The following is a 15,239-nucleotide window of genomic DNA, read 5'->3' on the forward strand; positions in this document are numbered from 1 at the left end:
GTGGAGACTTTATTCCCCACGCCTTTTGTTTGCCACCATGTTTGACTGCCCCGTGAGAATCATGGCCTAACCCACCCCAATCAAAAGCCAAAATGTGCTCCCCGAAAGACCGGGCAACCGCACAATTCCCTCTTCCTATTGACAAATCAGGTCTTTTTCACGCTTGCAGAACACAGCGAGAACATGTATAGTTTGTTCGTGATTTGTGCCACTGTTGTTTCGCTTATGAGAACAAAGCGATCGCGGAATTTGGAGAGGGAAATGCTAACACGCAAACAGCATGAGCTGCTAATGTTCATCCATGAACGCATCAAGGAATCAGGCGTTCCCCCCTCCTTTGACGAAATGAAAGACGCTCTGGATTTGCGCTCCAAGTCAGGCATTCACCGCTTGATCACGGCGCTTGAGGAACGCGGCTTCATTCGGCGCCTTCCAAACCGCGCCAGAGCGTTGGAAGTTCTCAAGCTACCAGAAGCGCACAAACCAACGCTCAGCACGCCAAGCCGCGGCTTTTCGCCCAGTGTGGTGGAAGGTGGCCTTGGCAAATCGCGTGCGAGTGAGCCGGTCGAGCCGGAAAAGACAGAAGAAGTCTCCGGTGTGTCGGTGCCGGTCATGGGCCGCATCGCGGCCGGTGTTCCCATTTCAGCCATTCAGCACCAATCCCACAGCGTGTCTGTGCCGGTAGAGATGCTGCGCGGTGGCGAGCATTTTGCCCTTGAGGTTCGTGGCGACTCGATGATTGAAGCGGGCATTCTGGATGGCGACACAGTTGTCATCAAAAAATCAGATGACGCTGTTTCAGGCGACATTGTCGTCGCACTGGTCGACGATGAAGAAGCCACTCTGAAGCGTATTCGCAAGAAAGGGGCTTCCATCGCGCTGGAAGCTGCCAACCCGGCTTATGAAACGCGAATTTTCGGCCCAGATCGGGTTCGGGTGCAGGGCAAGCTGGTCGGACTGATGCGCCAATATTGACGCAAGATCTTCCAGACACATCGAGAAGTCAGCAAATGCGCCCAAGGGCGCATTTTTCATGAGTATTCTCTCTTGCACATAAAGCGACTTTTAGCGCCTCTCAGTCACCCAAGGGCGTTTGCCAACGGGCAGAGCGGCAGTCGCCTCGATTCGCCAATGTGGATTTCTCGCCAGCTCTGATATCTTTTCATCCCCAGCGGACCCATCAATGTCAAAATAGTCCTCAGCCAACCGCGCAAGCAGACCTTGTTCATCCTGTTTATGAAGATACAGAAACTGCGCACCGGATTGTGACAACCTGTCGGCTCCGATCACGAGCGTTGGCCCCTTGCAGCTTTGGGGCACCGGCAAACGCGACACAATGATGTCTCTAAGCGCGCATTCCTCAGAAAAAGCCGACGCTTTGTTGACGATAGCCAGAGACAAATCGCTCCTCCCTGCCGCGGATGCATTCAGAGACGTCACAAAACAGGCCTGCCTATCACATGCGCTTGTTTGCAATAAGAGCGGATTTTCTTTCGGCTCTCGGTCTTGGCTATCACCAACCCCCAGAGCACGCGCATCCCCATCAGCCCTTAGAACAGACCGATAGTCGAGCGTCATCCCGCGCCCCCCAGTCCTTTGCCAATGCCCCTCGATATCGCGACTGGCGACTCGGGTACCTGTCTGCGCTATCCAGATGTCAGGCTGCGGTGCAAACCACCACAGAGCGGCAGCAACAGTAAGCGGGACAACAGCCAGCCACGAAAGCCATTTGCGATGAATGGTATAGACGGCAAGTGCTGCTAGGGCAAAGGGCAGGAAGTCCCCTCCGGCTTTGACAACAAGATAGTCTGCGTCCCCCCACTGTGACACCATTGTCGCCATGGAGATGACCCAATCAAGGCCCCACTCGACCAGTTGCAGCGGCCAGGATTGCAAGCCGAAGGGCGTCATGAACACTGCGACCAACCCCATCGGCATCACGATTAGGCTGATGAGTGGCATCGCAAGCAGGTTGGCAACAAGCCCGAAGGGCGCCATCTGCTGGAAATGCGCAACGGACAAGGGCAGCACGGCGAGACTCGCAATCAAAGATGTCAGCCCGATCCCGATGATCCATCGCCCTGCATGAAGAGCCGAGCCAAAGACAAGCCCATGCTCTGAAGGCGCTAGCGCACCATTCTTACGCAAGCGGAGACGGGTCAAGCGGTCATAGGAAGCGATAAGGGCCGCCGTTGCAGCAAAAGACATCTGCATACCGGCTTCAACAACGCCATAGGGCTGCACGAGAATGAGCAGCACCATAACGAGCCCTAGGTTATGCATGGTCACAGCGGGACGCCCCGCCAGAATCGCTATCAGAAAAATGGCCGTCATGCAGAAGGCGCGGATGGTGGCAACCGATGCGCCGGAGAAAACCAGATAGGCAGCCGCGCAGAACAACGCCATCCCAGCCGCCCATTGCTTGATGGGATAATGCAAGGATAATTGCGGCAACAAGGCCAGAATCCCGCGCACACCCCAGAAGACGGACATAGCCACCAGTGCCATATGCAATCCGGAAATCGCAAGAATATGTGCCAACCCGCTACGCCTTAGCGAAGTCTCCACATTGTCAGCCAGAAAGTCGCGTTTCCCGACGGCCAATGCAACGGCAAATCCCCCAGCCTCTCCATCCACCCGATGCAGAATATAACGTGCCACAGCCTGTCTGGTCCGTTCGATACTGTCGCGCACATCATGCACCAGCCCTTGCCAGCCCGACTTCGTCTTTTCCGGCAGACGCTCAATACTATTGCTCAAATAGCCCTGACCACCGATAGATCGCGACCAGAGATAACGTCCATAATCGAAGCTCCCCGGATAAACGGGCTGCAGCAAGGGTGTCAGGTGAGCCCACATTCTGAGCCTTGTCCCAACGCGAAATTGCTCCTCGCCCCCGCGCCGAATGAGCAAAAGCCTTTTCGGGGTGCGCTCAGGTCTGAGTTTCTCTATGGTTTCAACAGCGATGGTCCAGCGCTCCTGCGGCCTTTTGGCTGTTCCCCTCTGCTCAACGCGGACAAGGCGACCGACAACCGGACTGGAAAGGCTATGGTCCAACACGGGGCTCGTTGAAAAATGCCCATGTTCACTGGCAGCGCACACACCAACGACAATTGCCGTCACCAACAGGAGCGGAAAAACCACCCGTCCTTTGGCCGCGCGATGATATACCCAACCACACAGCGCCAGAGACGCCGCTAGCAGCCCCCAGAAACTGGGTTCATCAGGCAAAACATAATAGAGGGCGGCACCAAACCCCATGAAGACGGCCACCCAGAGGAACCGGGCATTCTGATCTGAGCAATCCTCCTGCCAGTTCCGCTCAATCCCTTGCCAAAGGGCTTCCAGCCAGAATTTGAAGCGCTTGCCAAGGCCCGGATTGTTGGCGAGTCCCTGCCAGTCATAGGCGTCGGAATGGACCTCTGGCATGGCCGGAGCGTTGCTTCGGTCTGTGCTATCAGCAGGATGGGACGCCCTTTCCATCACATTTGGTCCTTATGCACCTCTTTTTCGACCGTCAGACGGTCATGAGGTCTTTCGCCTTGGGCGCAAGCTGTGTTAGATCCTTGACAACTTCAATCGCCGGTTCCTGAAGCGGAGCGCGTTGCGGACCCCAGAATGGGATCCGTAGGCACAACCTGCCTCAACTTCCGGTGCACTATATCCCGAATAACAGGTTACTGATAGCATTATGTGTTCACAGGTTGTAACGCGCTTTGCCCCCTCCCCGACAGGTTTTCTCCATATCGGCGGGGCGCGCACCGCTCTCTTCAACTGGCTCTATGCCAAAGCCAATGGCGGCAAAATGCTGCTCCGCATCGAAGATACGGACCGCGAGCGTTCCACCGACGCTGCCATCGATGCCATTATCGCCGGAATGGAGTGGATGGGGCTGTCTTATGATGGCGACCCGATCTCGCAATATTCGCGCGTTGAACGTCACCGTGAAGTGGTCGAGCAGCTTCTGGCAGCTGGCCAAGCCTATCGTTGCTATTGTTCGCCGGAAGAGTTGACGGAGATGCGCGAAAAGGCCCGCGCGGAAAAGCGCCCACCACGCTATGATGGCACCTGGCGTGATCGTGATCCGTCCGAAGCCCCGGAAGGCGTCAAACCTGCCATTCGCCTGAAAGCCCCGCAGGAAGGCTCCACCGTTATTGAAGATCAGGTTCAGGGCACGGTCACATTCCCCAACAAAGATCTGGATGACATGATCATCATGCGTTCTGATGGCAACCCGACCTACAACCTTGCTGTGGTCGTAGACGACCATGACATGGGCGTAACACACATCATGCGCGGCGATGACCATCTGACCAACGCCGCCCGCCAGACCCTCGTCTATCAGGCCATGGGCTGGGATGTTCCAACCATGGCGCATATTCCTCTGATCCATGGTCCGGATGGCGCCAAGCTTTCCAAACGCCACGGCGCCCTCGGCGTAGAGGCCTATCGCGATATGGGCTATCTGCCGGTCGCCATGCGCAACTATCTCGTTCGCCTCGGCTGGGCCCATGGCGACGACGAAGTTATGACCACCGATCAGATGATCGAATGGTTCGGCTTTGACGGCATGAACAAGGCAGCCGCCCGCTTCGACTTCAAGAAGCTGGAAAATCTCAACGGCGTGCACATGCGTCATGCCGATGACGATGACCTGTATAGCCAGCTTGTTACGCTGCTTCCACATCTTGAAGATGGCCAGTCCATGTTGGATCTGATCGACGAGCCCAAGAAGGCACAGATCATGCTGGCGATGCCAAGCGTGAAGGAACGCGCCAAAACCTTGCTCGACCTAAAGGCTGGCTTGGCCTTCCTGTTTGATACACGCCCGCTGGCGATGGAAGACAAGGCAGCCAAGCATCTGACCGATGAAACCCGCGCCATGCTGTCCGAGCTGCTCCCACGCCTTGAAGGGCTGGAAGAATGGACCCTGGAAAGCACAGACGCACTCATCAGGGCCTTTGCTGAAGAGAAAGACCTCAAGCTTGGCAAAGTTGCGCAACCCCTTCGGGCTGCCATGACAGGCCGCGCCACATCGCCGGGTATTTTCGACGTTTTGATCATTTTGGGCAAAGATGAATCAATCGCCCGCCTTAAGGATCAGACCCAATAGGGTTTTTACACAGGCTCTGGGGAAAATAATGAGAAAGCCGGTCTTACGACCGGCTTTTTACGTATCTTGAATATAATTGACAAGATTTTCGCGCGATTGCGCAACAAACATAAACATGATTCTACCCTTGCCAAGCTCCGGTAGAATAAGCATAGTCTTATCGCGATAATTGTTTCGCGCAATATGAATGTTTTTAGACTGAAGCGCTCATACTTTTGTAGGATAAGGCACTGAAAATCCTATATATTTTACCATCGCGCCCCTATATTCAGTCCTAAGACTGCTTGCGACAATGCAAAAAATCAGATACCGAAAGCGCAATTCCTATGTTGTCAGGGAAGGTTTTGTGCGCCCACGCATAAAGCTCAAGCTCCGTGAACAACAGCAAATCGTTTTCAAAATTTGGGAGTATCCGAATGAGTGATAAAAAAGCAACTTTGACTGTCGGCGACCAGACCTGGGAGTTTCCCGTGCGTAGCGGGTCTATCGGGCCTGACGTCATCGACATCGGGTCCCTCTATAAAGAAACCGGAATGTTCACCTACGACCCTGGCTTCACCTCCACTGCATCTTGTGAGTCAGAAATCACTTATATCGACGGCGAAAAAGGTGTGCTGCTTTATCGTGGCTACCCGATCGAACAGTTGGCTGAGCATGGAGACTTTCTGGAAACATGCTATCTGCTGCTGTATGGACACCTGCCTACTCCTGAAGAAAAACAGGATTTTGATACGCGCGTGACCCGCCACACGATGGTTCACGAGCAGATGAGCAAATTTTACACCGGCTATCGCCGCGACTCCCATCCAATGGCTGTCATGGTGGGTATCGTTGGTGGTCTGTCTGCCTTCTATCATGACTCTACCGACATCGCCGATCCACATCAGCGCATGGTTGCGTCTCTGCGCATGATCGCGAAGATGCCGACGATGGCCGCCATGGCTTACAAATATTCCATCGGTCAGCCATTTGTGTATCCGCGCAACGACCTCGACTATGCGGCGAACTTCCTGCATATGTGCTTCTCGGTTCCTGCCGAGCCATATGAAGTGAACCCTGTCCTGGCACGTGCCATGGATCGCATCTTCATTCTGCATGCCGACCACGAACAGAACGCATCGACCTCCACCGTGCGTCTTGCCGGTTCTTCCGGGGCAAACCCGTTCGGCTGTATTGCTGCTGGCATCGCTTGCCTCTGGGGTCCTGCTCATGGTGGCGCCAACGAAGCGGCTCTCAACATGCTGCATGAAATCGGCACCGTTGACCGTGTGGCTGAATATGTCGCCAGAGCAAAAGACAAGGATGATCCGTTCCGCCTGATGGGCTTCGGCCACCGCGTCTACAAAAACTATGACCCGCGTGCGCGCATCATGCAGCAGACCTGTCATGAGGTGCTCAACGAGCTCGGCCATGGCGACGATCCAACCCTTCAGGTCGCAATGGAGCTGGAAAAGATTGCTCTGAACGATGAGTATTTCATCGAGAAGAAGCTCTATCCAAACATCGACTTCTATTCTGGCATCACCCTGCGTGCACTCGGCTTCCCGGCCGAAATGTTCACTGTGCTCTTCGCGCTGGCTCGTAGCGTTGGCTGGATTGCTCAGTGGAAAGAGATGGTGGAAGATCCGTCCCAGCGTATCGGTCGCCCACGTCAGCTGTTCAACGGCGCCCCTATGCGCGATTATGTTGAAATGGAAGATCGCTAAGATCGCGCCAGATACTTGGCTCACTTACAAGAAAGGCTCCCGCATGGGAGCCTTTTTCATATCAGTTTGTTCTTGCGTGGCTTTCGAAAACGCCCAATCACTTTGGCAACGCCCCAAGCACAATGCGCGCCACCCGCTCGCTAGGGGTTTCATCAGGCAGCGTCATGTTTTCATCCAATTCGCTCAAGGCCGCTTCTTGCGCTGCCCGCTCCGGACTGGCCTCAAGCAAGGGCAGCAAATGATGAGCCAAATTTTGCGCATTCGCCTCATCATCGAGAAATTCCGGAATGGCATTGTGCCCAAGCACCAGATTGGTCAGAACGATGGAGTGGGCCGTCAGCAGCCATTTGAATTGCCGCACAATCCAATCCACCTTATAAGCAACTATCATCGGAATGCCCGAAAGCCCAAGCTCCAGCGTCACCGTACCCGAGGCTGCCAGAGCCGCATGAGCCTGCCGGAACGCCGCAAATTTGGCTTCTTCTCCCAGCACAATCTCTGGCTTGACCGGCCAATCCTTCAGCCCCTCATCGATCAGCTCTTTGAGATGGGCGACGGCAGGTAGAATGACACGCAAATTCGGATACCGTTCCCTCGCCAATTTGACAACACCGCCAAATTCAACGAGCAAGCGGGAAACTTCGCTACGCCGTGAGCCCGGAAGAACGAGAAGCACCGGAGCACCAAGCCCTCCGCGCTCACCCGCAGCTGGGCGCAGAACATCAAGACGCTCGATAAGAGGATGGCCCACATAGGTGCAAGGCGGCCCCTGCAGGCGCTTATGCGCCTCTACCTCGAACGGCAGCAGCGCCAGCACATGATCCACATAGCGTGCCATTTTACGCGCCCGACCCGGACGCCAGGCCCACACGCTGGGCGACACATAATCGATAATGGGCAGCTCAGGCTTCCGCTTGCGCACCCGTTTGGCCACCGCATGCGTGAATTCAGGACTATCGATGATGAGCAGCAGATCCGGATCTTTGGCGAGCACATCCTCGACCACTTCCATCCCTCTGCGATAAAGAGACGGATATTGCCTGATGATGTTAATAATCCCCATTACAGCGATCTCTGAGAGGGGAAAGAGAGACGAAAGCCCTTCGGCCTGCATCCGCCCCCCCGCCAGCCCAGCAAAGCGCACATGGCCGCCACAAGCCTGTTTGATCGCTCTCATGGCTCGCGCCCCGAGCTGGTCACCAGATTCTTCGCCAATCACGATATAGATCAGAGGAACTTCTTTACTCATGGCGCACTCCCCGGGAGCCGTTTGATGCCGACAATCAAATGATCAAAGAGAAAAATCTTCAAGCTTGCGAGATACGAGAAAGAGCCCTGCAGCGCGCGCCATTTCAAGACTCTGAGCACGATTGGCACAAAGCACTTCCCCTTCAGCACAGACGATACCGGCCAATCCTGCCTTGTGGGCATTCTCTATGGTTCGTGGGCCTACTGTGGGCATGTCAAAACGCAGGTCCTGCCCTGGCCGAGCCCGCTTGAGCAACACCCCTTGCTTGCCCTCATTCCAGCGCGCGCGTTTTTCTTGCCGGATCTGCAAGACGCGAGCAAGCATCTGGTCGGTGCCTTCCGGTCCTTCCATCGCCAGAATGCGCCCGGCGGCAACGACAACCCCCTGCCCGGCATCCAGAGCGCCGATGAGGCCCGCAGCCCGCGCAGCAAGGGCTATGTCGCTCTCATTGGCCTCGGCTGCCTTATTTCCGACGCTGAGATCCGGCCCGACAACAAGCCCGGGCGCCACCTCAGGCACAGATACCAGCCGCACTCCACGCTTTTCGAAGAAGCCGGCGACCCCTTGCAAAACGCCTTCGTCGCCCCCAGCAGCCATGATACGCAAAATCGCAGGTAGAGCTTTCATCGCTCCCAAATCGAGCCGGATATTGCTGAAATCCGGACGTGACCGGATAGACCCGATGCACAGCAGCTCCGATAGGGCATTCTGTTCTATTAGCTTGAAAAGCAAGCCAATCTCGCCCCACTTGATCCAGTGGTGGGGGTGGCTCTCAATGCGCGCATCGGCTTCACCGACGATACCGAATATGAAATAGGGACGTCCGGAAGCGTGTAGCGCATTGATGACTTCGAAAGGAAGATCCTGTCCGCCGGCGATGATGCCCACCGGCCCATCACCGCAAGACACCATCGATCAATCCTTGTTGCTGCGCGGCGTGCAAAGAGACTTCTTGGTCCCCTTGCGAATGAAGTCGACGATCTTCATGACATTTTCATCGTCAGCAAAGGCAGCCGCTACCTTGTCAACGCGCTCGCTCAGCGTGCCTTCTGCATCGAACAGCATCTGATAGGCATGACGCAGATTATGAATGGTCTCACGAGAGAAACCACGACGCTTCAGGCCAACGATATTCAAGCCTCCCAAATGGGCGCGGTTGCCAATAACGGAGCCAAACGGAATGACATCATTCTCGACACCAGACATGCCGCCCACAAAGGCGTGCTCGCCAACGCGGGCAAACTGGATCACCGCCGAAAGCCCGGCAACAATCGCATGATCACCAATCTCACAGTGACCGGCGATGGTCGCGTGATTCACCAAAATAACATCATTGCCGATCATGCAGTCATGAGCGATATGTGCGCCAACCATTAGGTGACAATTATTGCCAACCCTGGTCAGACCACCGCCACCCTGCGTGCCCGGATTGATGGTGACATATTCACGAATATTGACATTATCGCCAATCTCACAGCCAACATTCTCACCTTCGAACTTCAAATCCTGAGGAATGGTACCAACCGAAGCAAAAGGGAAAATCTCGACATTTTTGCCGATTTTTGTATTTCCCTCGACCACTACGTGAGAATGCACCTTGCCACCTTCACCAATGACAACATTTGCACCGATAACGCTATAGGGGCCGATTTCGATATCATCGGCGAGTTGCGCACCATCGGCAACAATTGCGGTTGGATGAATATTCGCCATTATTTCTGTTCTTCTCCGATCAACATCGCACTCACTTCAGCTTCGGCGACTTTTGCGTCATCTACCTTGGCAATACAAGCAAATTTCCAGATGTTGGCGCGGTTCTTGACCTTTTGGACGTGAATATGCAGGACGTCTCCGGGCACAACCGGCTTGCGGAACTTGGCCTTTTCAATGGTCATGAAATAAACGAGGCTCGGAGACCCCAGATCCTTGCGACTATTGACACAAAGCGCACCGGCCGTCTGGGCCATCGCTTCGATAATCAAAACGCCCGGCATAACCGGCTGAACAGGAAAATGTCCCTGAAAATGCGGCTCGTTGATGGTAACATTCTTGACGCCAACGCAGCTGTCGTCCCCATCCATGTCGATGATGCGATCAATCATCAAGAATGGATAGCGATGCGGCAGCAGCTCCAGAACACGCATGATATCTGCACTATCAAGGGTCTGTTTTTCACTCATAGTTCATTTCCCTTCAACACCTTGCGAGACCTTCTGCCCAAGATGAAAGACCTCGGCATGAGCTCTGATCCCTCTGTTTTACCCAACATGGAAAAGGATCGGCCCGCTTTGTAACCGTATGGCTATTTGTTTTTCTCAGCTAGGCGGCTCAGCGCTGTCATCTCGCGGAACCATTGTTTTACTGGTTTTGCTGGTACGCCACCATAGCGACCACCAGCTGGCACGTCATCCTTGACCACACTGACAGCGGCAATTTGCGCGCCCATACCAATGGTAATATGGCCAGCAACACCGGTTTGTCCACCAATGGCGACGAAATCTTCAAGCTTGGAAGACCCAGACAGCCCAACCTGGGAAACAAGCACACAATGGCGACCAACTTCAACATTGTGCCCAATCTGGACTTGATTGTCGATCTTTGTGCCTTCGCCGATAATGGTGTCGCGGTTTGCGCCCCTATCGATGGTGCTATTGGCACCAATCTCGACGCGATCCTGAATGATGACACGCCCGATCTGAGGGACCTTTTGATGGCCGGTTGCACTCATGGAAAAACCAAAGCCATCCTGACCACTGCAAACACCGGGATGAAGGATCACACTGTCGCCGATAAGTGTATGTTGTAGAACACAATTCGCGCCAATATGACAGTTGCGGCCAACACGCACGCCCTGCCCAACAACAGCCCCGGCTCCGATTGTGGTACCCGCCCCGATTTCGGCATTGGCACCAACACTGACACCCGGCTCAATACAAACGCCCGGCTCAACCTTCGCGGAAGGGTGAATATAGGCTGCTTGGGAAATACCCCCATCGGTCTCGAAATAAGCCATAGGCACTGCGGCTTCCGGATAGAAAGCGGCTGAGACTTCCGAGAAGGCCCTGTATGGGTTTTTCGATTCCAGCACAACAACCCCGTCAGGCACTCGCTCGTGATAACGCTTGGCGCAAATCACAGCGCTTGCCGTCGTCTTTTCCAACTGCCCAACATATTTGGGATTGTCAAGAAAGGTAACGTGCCCCTTTGCTGCGGTGTCAATCGGAGCAACATCGCTGATTTGCATAGCGCCATCTGCGTCATCAGGCAATTCAGCCCCAATCAGCTCAGCGATTGCTTTAAGGGAAAGGGTTTCAATTTTAGAAAAAAAAGCAGCGTCGGTCATGATAGCTTTCAAAAAAAAGCCGCCGCCCATAAGAGCAGCGGCTTTGTACTGTGTTTCTAGTCAGTCTTAGAAGGAAGACGCAGCGCCGAAGCGAATAACCTGCGTTTCATCATAATCTTCTTTGGTCAGAGCGTAGCCATAGTCAAGACGCAGTCTGCCGAACGGGCTCGCCCAAATAACACCAGCGCCGACGGAAGACCGGATGCTGCGCTCATCATAGATGGCACCAGCAGCATCTGAACCAAACAGCGTACCAGCATCAGCAAAGACCGCACCACTCAGCCCAACGCTATCCAAGTAAGGCAGCGGGAACTGCATTTCAGCAGTTGCGTTGAAGTAGGTCTTACCACCCAAGCCTTCACCAGAGTTCACATCACGAGGACCAAAGCCGTAGGAAGCAAAGCCACGGATCGTGTCGCCACCCTGACTAAAGGCATCAAGCAGACGAACATCGTCGCCACCAAAGCCCTGAATGTGACCTGCGCCAACGCGCAACATGCCAACAAGACTCCATGCAGGATACAGCTCATGATAGTAACGCGCATCAACGGTCGACTTGATGAAGCGAACATCACCGCCAACACCAGCAAATTCCTGACTGAACTTACCATAAATACCGCTAGTAGGAGCAGTCATGCTGTCGAGCGAATTGTAGACCAAGCTATAACCAAGAGCAGACTTGATGGTCGCGCCTTCATCCTGAGCCTGTTTGATACCCGGAGAAGCTGTTGGCAGGTTATAGGAATCGTAGTTCGAAATTTCCTTCTGCTCCAACGTATAGTACGGATTGAAGGAGATCTCTTCCGTGATCGGCAAGCCAAACCGAATGGTCCCACCGTCGCGCTTATAGTCATAATCGCGATAGTCATTGTCTTCATAGGTTGAATGGAACAGGTCAAAGCCTGCAGCCAACCGACGACCCAAGAAATATGGCTCGGTGAAGGACAAGGTGTAGGACTGCTTGGAGGCACCGCCAGAAGCAGACACTTTCAGATACTGTCCACGGCCCATGAAGTTCTTTTCAGAAACCGAAACGTCAGCAATAAAACCATCGCTGGTGGAATAGCCGCCACCCAAGGTAACTGCGCCCGTGCCCTTTTCGACCACATCAACATTCAGAACCACACGGTCAGCGGATGTACCCGGCGCTGTGGTAACAGCAACTTTTTCGAAGAAGCCAAGCGCATCAAGACGACGCTTCGCACGGTCAAGCAGCACGCGGTTGAAGGCATCGCCTTCAGCCATATCGAATTCACGACGAATGACATAATCGCGCGTACGGGTGTTACCGCGGATATTGATCCGTTCCACATAGGCACGGTTACCCTCATCCACCTGATAAACAAGATTGATGACCTTGTTCTCATAGTCACGGTCAGCGCGCGGTGTCACGCGTGCGAACGCATAACCGGACTTGGAAATCTCAATGGTCATGTCTTCAAGAGACTTGGAGACAGCGTCTACACTGTAAACATCGCCAGAACCAGTGTGCACCTGACTGCGCAGCGCTTCACCATCCACTTCAGGAACAGCGCTATCCACTTCAACGTCACCAATGCGATACTGTTCGCCTTCGTCGACGGTGATGGTCACAAAGAACTTGTTCCGTTCACGGTCCAGATCGGCAACCGAGGAAACAACGCGGAAGTCAGCATATCCATGGTTGAGGTAGAACTGACGCAGGCGCTCTTCATCAGCAGCCAAACGGTCAGCATCATAAACATCATCCGTAAGCAACCAGCTGAGCCAGCCAGATTCTTTTGTCGTCAGAACGTTCTGAAGACGAGAATCGCCGAACGCCTTGTTGCCAAGAATGGAAACCTTGGCAACAGAGGTTTTAGCGCCTTCCGTAATCTCAAAAACGAGGTCTGCGCGGTTACGGCCCAAGTCGATAACCTTTGGCTCGACACGAGCGCCGAAGCGGCCTGCACGACGATAGGCTTCCAGAATACGCTGAACGTCTGTCTGAATGCGGTTGTCGCTAAGAATGCCGCGGCTCTTGGAAGTCACCACGGTTTCAAGCTGTTTGTCTTTAACGCGCTTGTTGCCTTCGAAGGAAATACGGTTGATCACCGCGTTTTCCTGAACCTCGACAACGAGCGAAGAACCGCTCAAGCGGATGTCGACATCCTTAAACAGGCCTGTCTGATAGAGAGCCTTGAGTGACTCATCGATATCGTAAGCACTGGATCGTTGCCCCGGCTTTAGCACAACGTAAGACCGGATGGTGTCATCCGATACACGCGCATTGCCTTTTACAACGACTTGACTGACCGTTTGTGCAAAAGCCGGACTGATTGCAAAAATATCTACAGGACCGAGCGGCGCTCCCGCACACATAACGGTTGCTAGTGCCGCCTTCCATGCGATGGTCTTAATTTTCTTCATCAGCCCCAACACTCTTTTCTAAATCATCAAATTCGATTTGGACACAAATTGTCCCTGAAATGGAATCTTTATGCCTAAGAAGGTTTTACCTTGAATCGCATAAGGATCAACCCCCGAACACATCTAACTTCAACAAAGATAACATTCAGTTGCCCATAAGCCACAAATTTCTGCGAAAATCACTATAATTATTTTCCCCGAGGAAAATTATCTACATCCCTAATTTGACAGGAAAATATGTGTGATATCGTTAAAGGTGGCAAATATCATCAATGAGAAGACCAGCGCCAAGCCGATCCGGAACCCAAGCTCCTGACTCTTTGGCGACAATGGTTTGCCCCGAATGCCCTCCAGCGCATAAAATACAAGATGCCCCCCGTCCAGCATTGGGATCGGGAACAAATTGAGCAATCCGATACTGACCGAAAGGATCGCGGCAAGATTGAACAGAGCGACGATCCCCAAGGTTGCCACCTGTCCGGAAACCTGAGCAACGCGGATCGGACCTCCCAATTGGTCAGCATCCTCCTTGCCCACGAAGATCCGCCCGACATAGCCAAGCGTACGATCAATGATTGAATAGGTTTCGGTTACACCGCCCCAAGCGGCTTGCAGCGGCCCATAGCTTTTACGGATTACATCCTCAGGACGCGCTTCGTGTCGAATGCCCAGAACGCCGATTTTCTGCTTGTTACCAAACTGATCAGTAATTTCGGTACGGCGTGGGGTTGTCATCAACGAGATTTCTTCGCCGTTACGGTCCACCAAGATATTGAGCGCATCACCAGAGCTGAGAGCAACGATGCCCTGAACATCCGAGAATGACTTGATTTCATGCCCGTCAATAGACAGCATAATGTCACCGACTTCGAACCCGGCTTCTGCGGCAGCACTTTGAGGCACAACGGAATCGACCCGCGCAGGCGTAATCGCCTTGCCATAGAAAAACAGCAGCATACCAAAGATGACGATAGAGAGCAGGAAGTTGGCAAAAGGTCCAGCCGCCACGATGGCTGCCCGTGCCCAAAGAGATTTCGAATGCAGAGACCCTTCCCTGTCATCCTCGCCTTGGCTTTCCATGGCCTCTTGATCCGGCACGCTTGCCGCATTTTCGTCGCCAAGAAACTTAACGAATCCCCCTAAGGGAATCGCCGAAATCTTCCAGCGGGTACCATGCTTGTCATAGAACCCAAACAGCTCTTTGCCGAAGCCAATGGAGAATTCGCTAATGGTTACGCCACACCAGCGAGCTACCATAAAATGGCCAAGCTCATGAAAGAACACGACAATCATGAGCACAAAAAGCGCAGGAATGACATAACCGAGCAGGCCTGTACCGGCTGAAAAGATGCTCTGAAGGATTTCCATTAAAGTCTCCACATTTCCTGGGCGCTAGCGTAGCGGTGATCCTCTAAAGAAGGCTTAAATAGGGTGAAAATA

11 protein-coding genes are annotated in these 15,239 nt (G+C 53.7%); 3 read left to right on the top strand and 8 right to left on the bottom strand.

What is annotated here, in order from left to right; genetic code table 11:
• Positions 1-261: 261 nt before the first annotated feature.
• A complete protein-coding gene (lexA, locus tag BM258_RS09475; RefSeq protein ID WP_090071535.1) occupies positions 262-975 on the top strand; it encodes a transcriptional repressor LexA in 714 nt (237 codons plus the stop codon).
• 90 nt (positions 976-1,065) lie between these two features.
• On the opposite strand, the gene BM258_RS09480 is transcribed toward lexA, so the two are convergent.
• On the bottom strand, positions 1,066-3,483 hold the full coding sequence (locus BM258_RS09480; RefSeq protein ID WP_090071537.1) for a ComEC/Rec2 family competence protein: 2,418 nt from the start codon (positions 3,481-3,483) through the stop codon (positions 1,066-1,068).
• A gap of 208 nt (positions 3,484-3,691) precedes the next feature.
• Here BM258_RS09480 and gltX point away from each other — a divergent pair, with 208 nt between their 5' ends.
• Positions 3,692-5,113 (top strand): glutamate--tRNA ligase, encoded by a 1,422-nt coding sequence (gene gltX, locus BM258_RS09485; protein WP_090071539.1) that lies wholly within the window; start codon positions 3,692-3,694, stop codon positions 5,111-5,113.
• A gap of 416 nt (positions 5,114-5,529) precedes the next feature.
• Positions 5,530-6,819, top strand: coding sequence for a citrate synthase (gene gltA, locus BM258_RS09490; protein WP_090071541.1), 1,290 nt, complete (start codon positions 5,530-5,532; stop codon positions 6,817-6,819).
• A gap of 97 nt (positions 6,820-6,916) precedes the next feature.
• Here gltA and lpxB read toward each other — a convergent pair whose 3' ends face one another.
• The 7 genes from lpxB to rseP all read right to left on the bottom strand — a co-directional run bounded on the left by lpxB (position 6,917) and on the right by rseP (position 15,167).
• Positions 6,917-8,068 (bottom strand): lipid-A-disaccharide synthase, encoded by a 1,152-nt coding sequence (gene lpxB, locus BM258_RS09495; protein ID WP_090071543.1) that lies wholly within the window; start codon positions 8,066-8,068, stop codon positions 6,917-6,919.
• Positions 8,069-8,110: 42 nt separating this feature from the next.
• Positions 8,111-8,980, bottom strand: coding sequence for an LpxI family protein (locus BM258_RS09500; RefSeq protein WP_090071545.1), 870 nt, complete (start codon positions 8,978-8,980; stop codon positions 8,111-8,113).
• Between the two features lie 3 nt (positions 8,981-8,983).
• On the bottom strand, positions 8,984-9,781 hold the full coding sequence (gene lpxA, locus BM258_RS09505; protein ID WP_090071547.1) for an acyl-ACP--UDP-N-acetylglucosamine O-acyltransferase: 798 nt from the start codon (positions 9,779-9,781) through the stop codon (positions 8,984-8,986).
• A complete protein-coding gene (gene fabZ / locus BM258_RS09510; RefSeq protein ID WP_090071549.1) occupies positions 9,781-10,248 on the bottom strand; it encodes a 3-hydroxyacyl-ACP dehydratase FabZ in 468 nt (155 codons plus the stop codon). The genes lpxA and fabZ overlap by 1 nt, the downstream gene beginning before the upstream one ends.
• Before the next feature lie 122 nt (positions 10,249-10,370).
• Complete coding sequence (gene lpxD, locus BM258_RS09515) at positions 10,371-11,411, bottom strand: UDP-3-O-(3-hydroxymyristoyl)glucosamine N-acyltransferase (RefSeq protein WP_090072161.1); 1,041 nt, start codon at positions 11,409-11,411, stop codon at positions 10,371-10,373.
• Between the two features lie 66 nt (positions 11,412-11,477).
• Entirely contained in the window at positions 11,478-13,799 is a 2,322-nt protein-coding gene (gene bamA, locus BM258_RS09520) for an outer membrane protein assembly factor BamA (protein ID WP_244544658.1), read from the bottom strand.
• Positions 13,800-14,018: 219 nt separating this feature from the next.
• Positions 14,019-15,167 (bottom strand): RIP metalloprotease RseP, encoded by a 1,149-nt coding sequence (gene rseP / locus BM258_RS09525; RefSeq protein WP_090071551.1) that lies wholly within the window; start codon positions 15,165-15,167, stop codon positions 14,019-14,021.
• Positions 15,168-15,239: the final 72 nt, after the last annotated feature.

This window comes from Cohaesibacter marisflavi, assembly GCF_900115225.1.
Taxonomy (GTDB): Bacteria; Pseudomonadota; Alphaproteobacteria; order Rhizobiales; family Cohaesibacteraceae; genus Cohaesibacter; species Cohaesibacter marisflavi.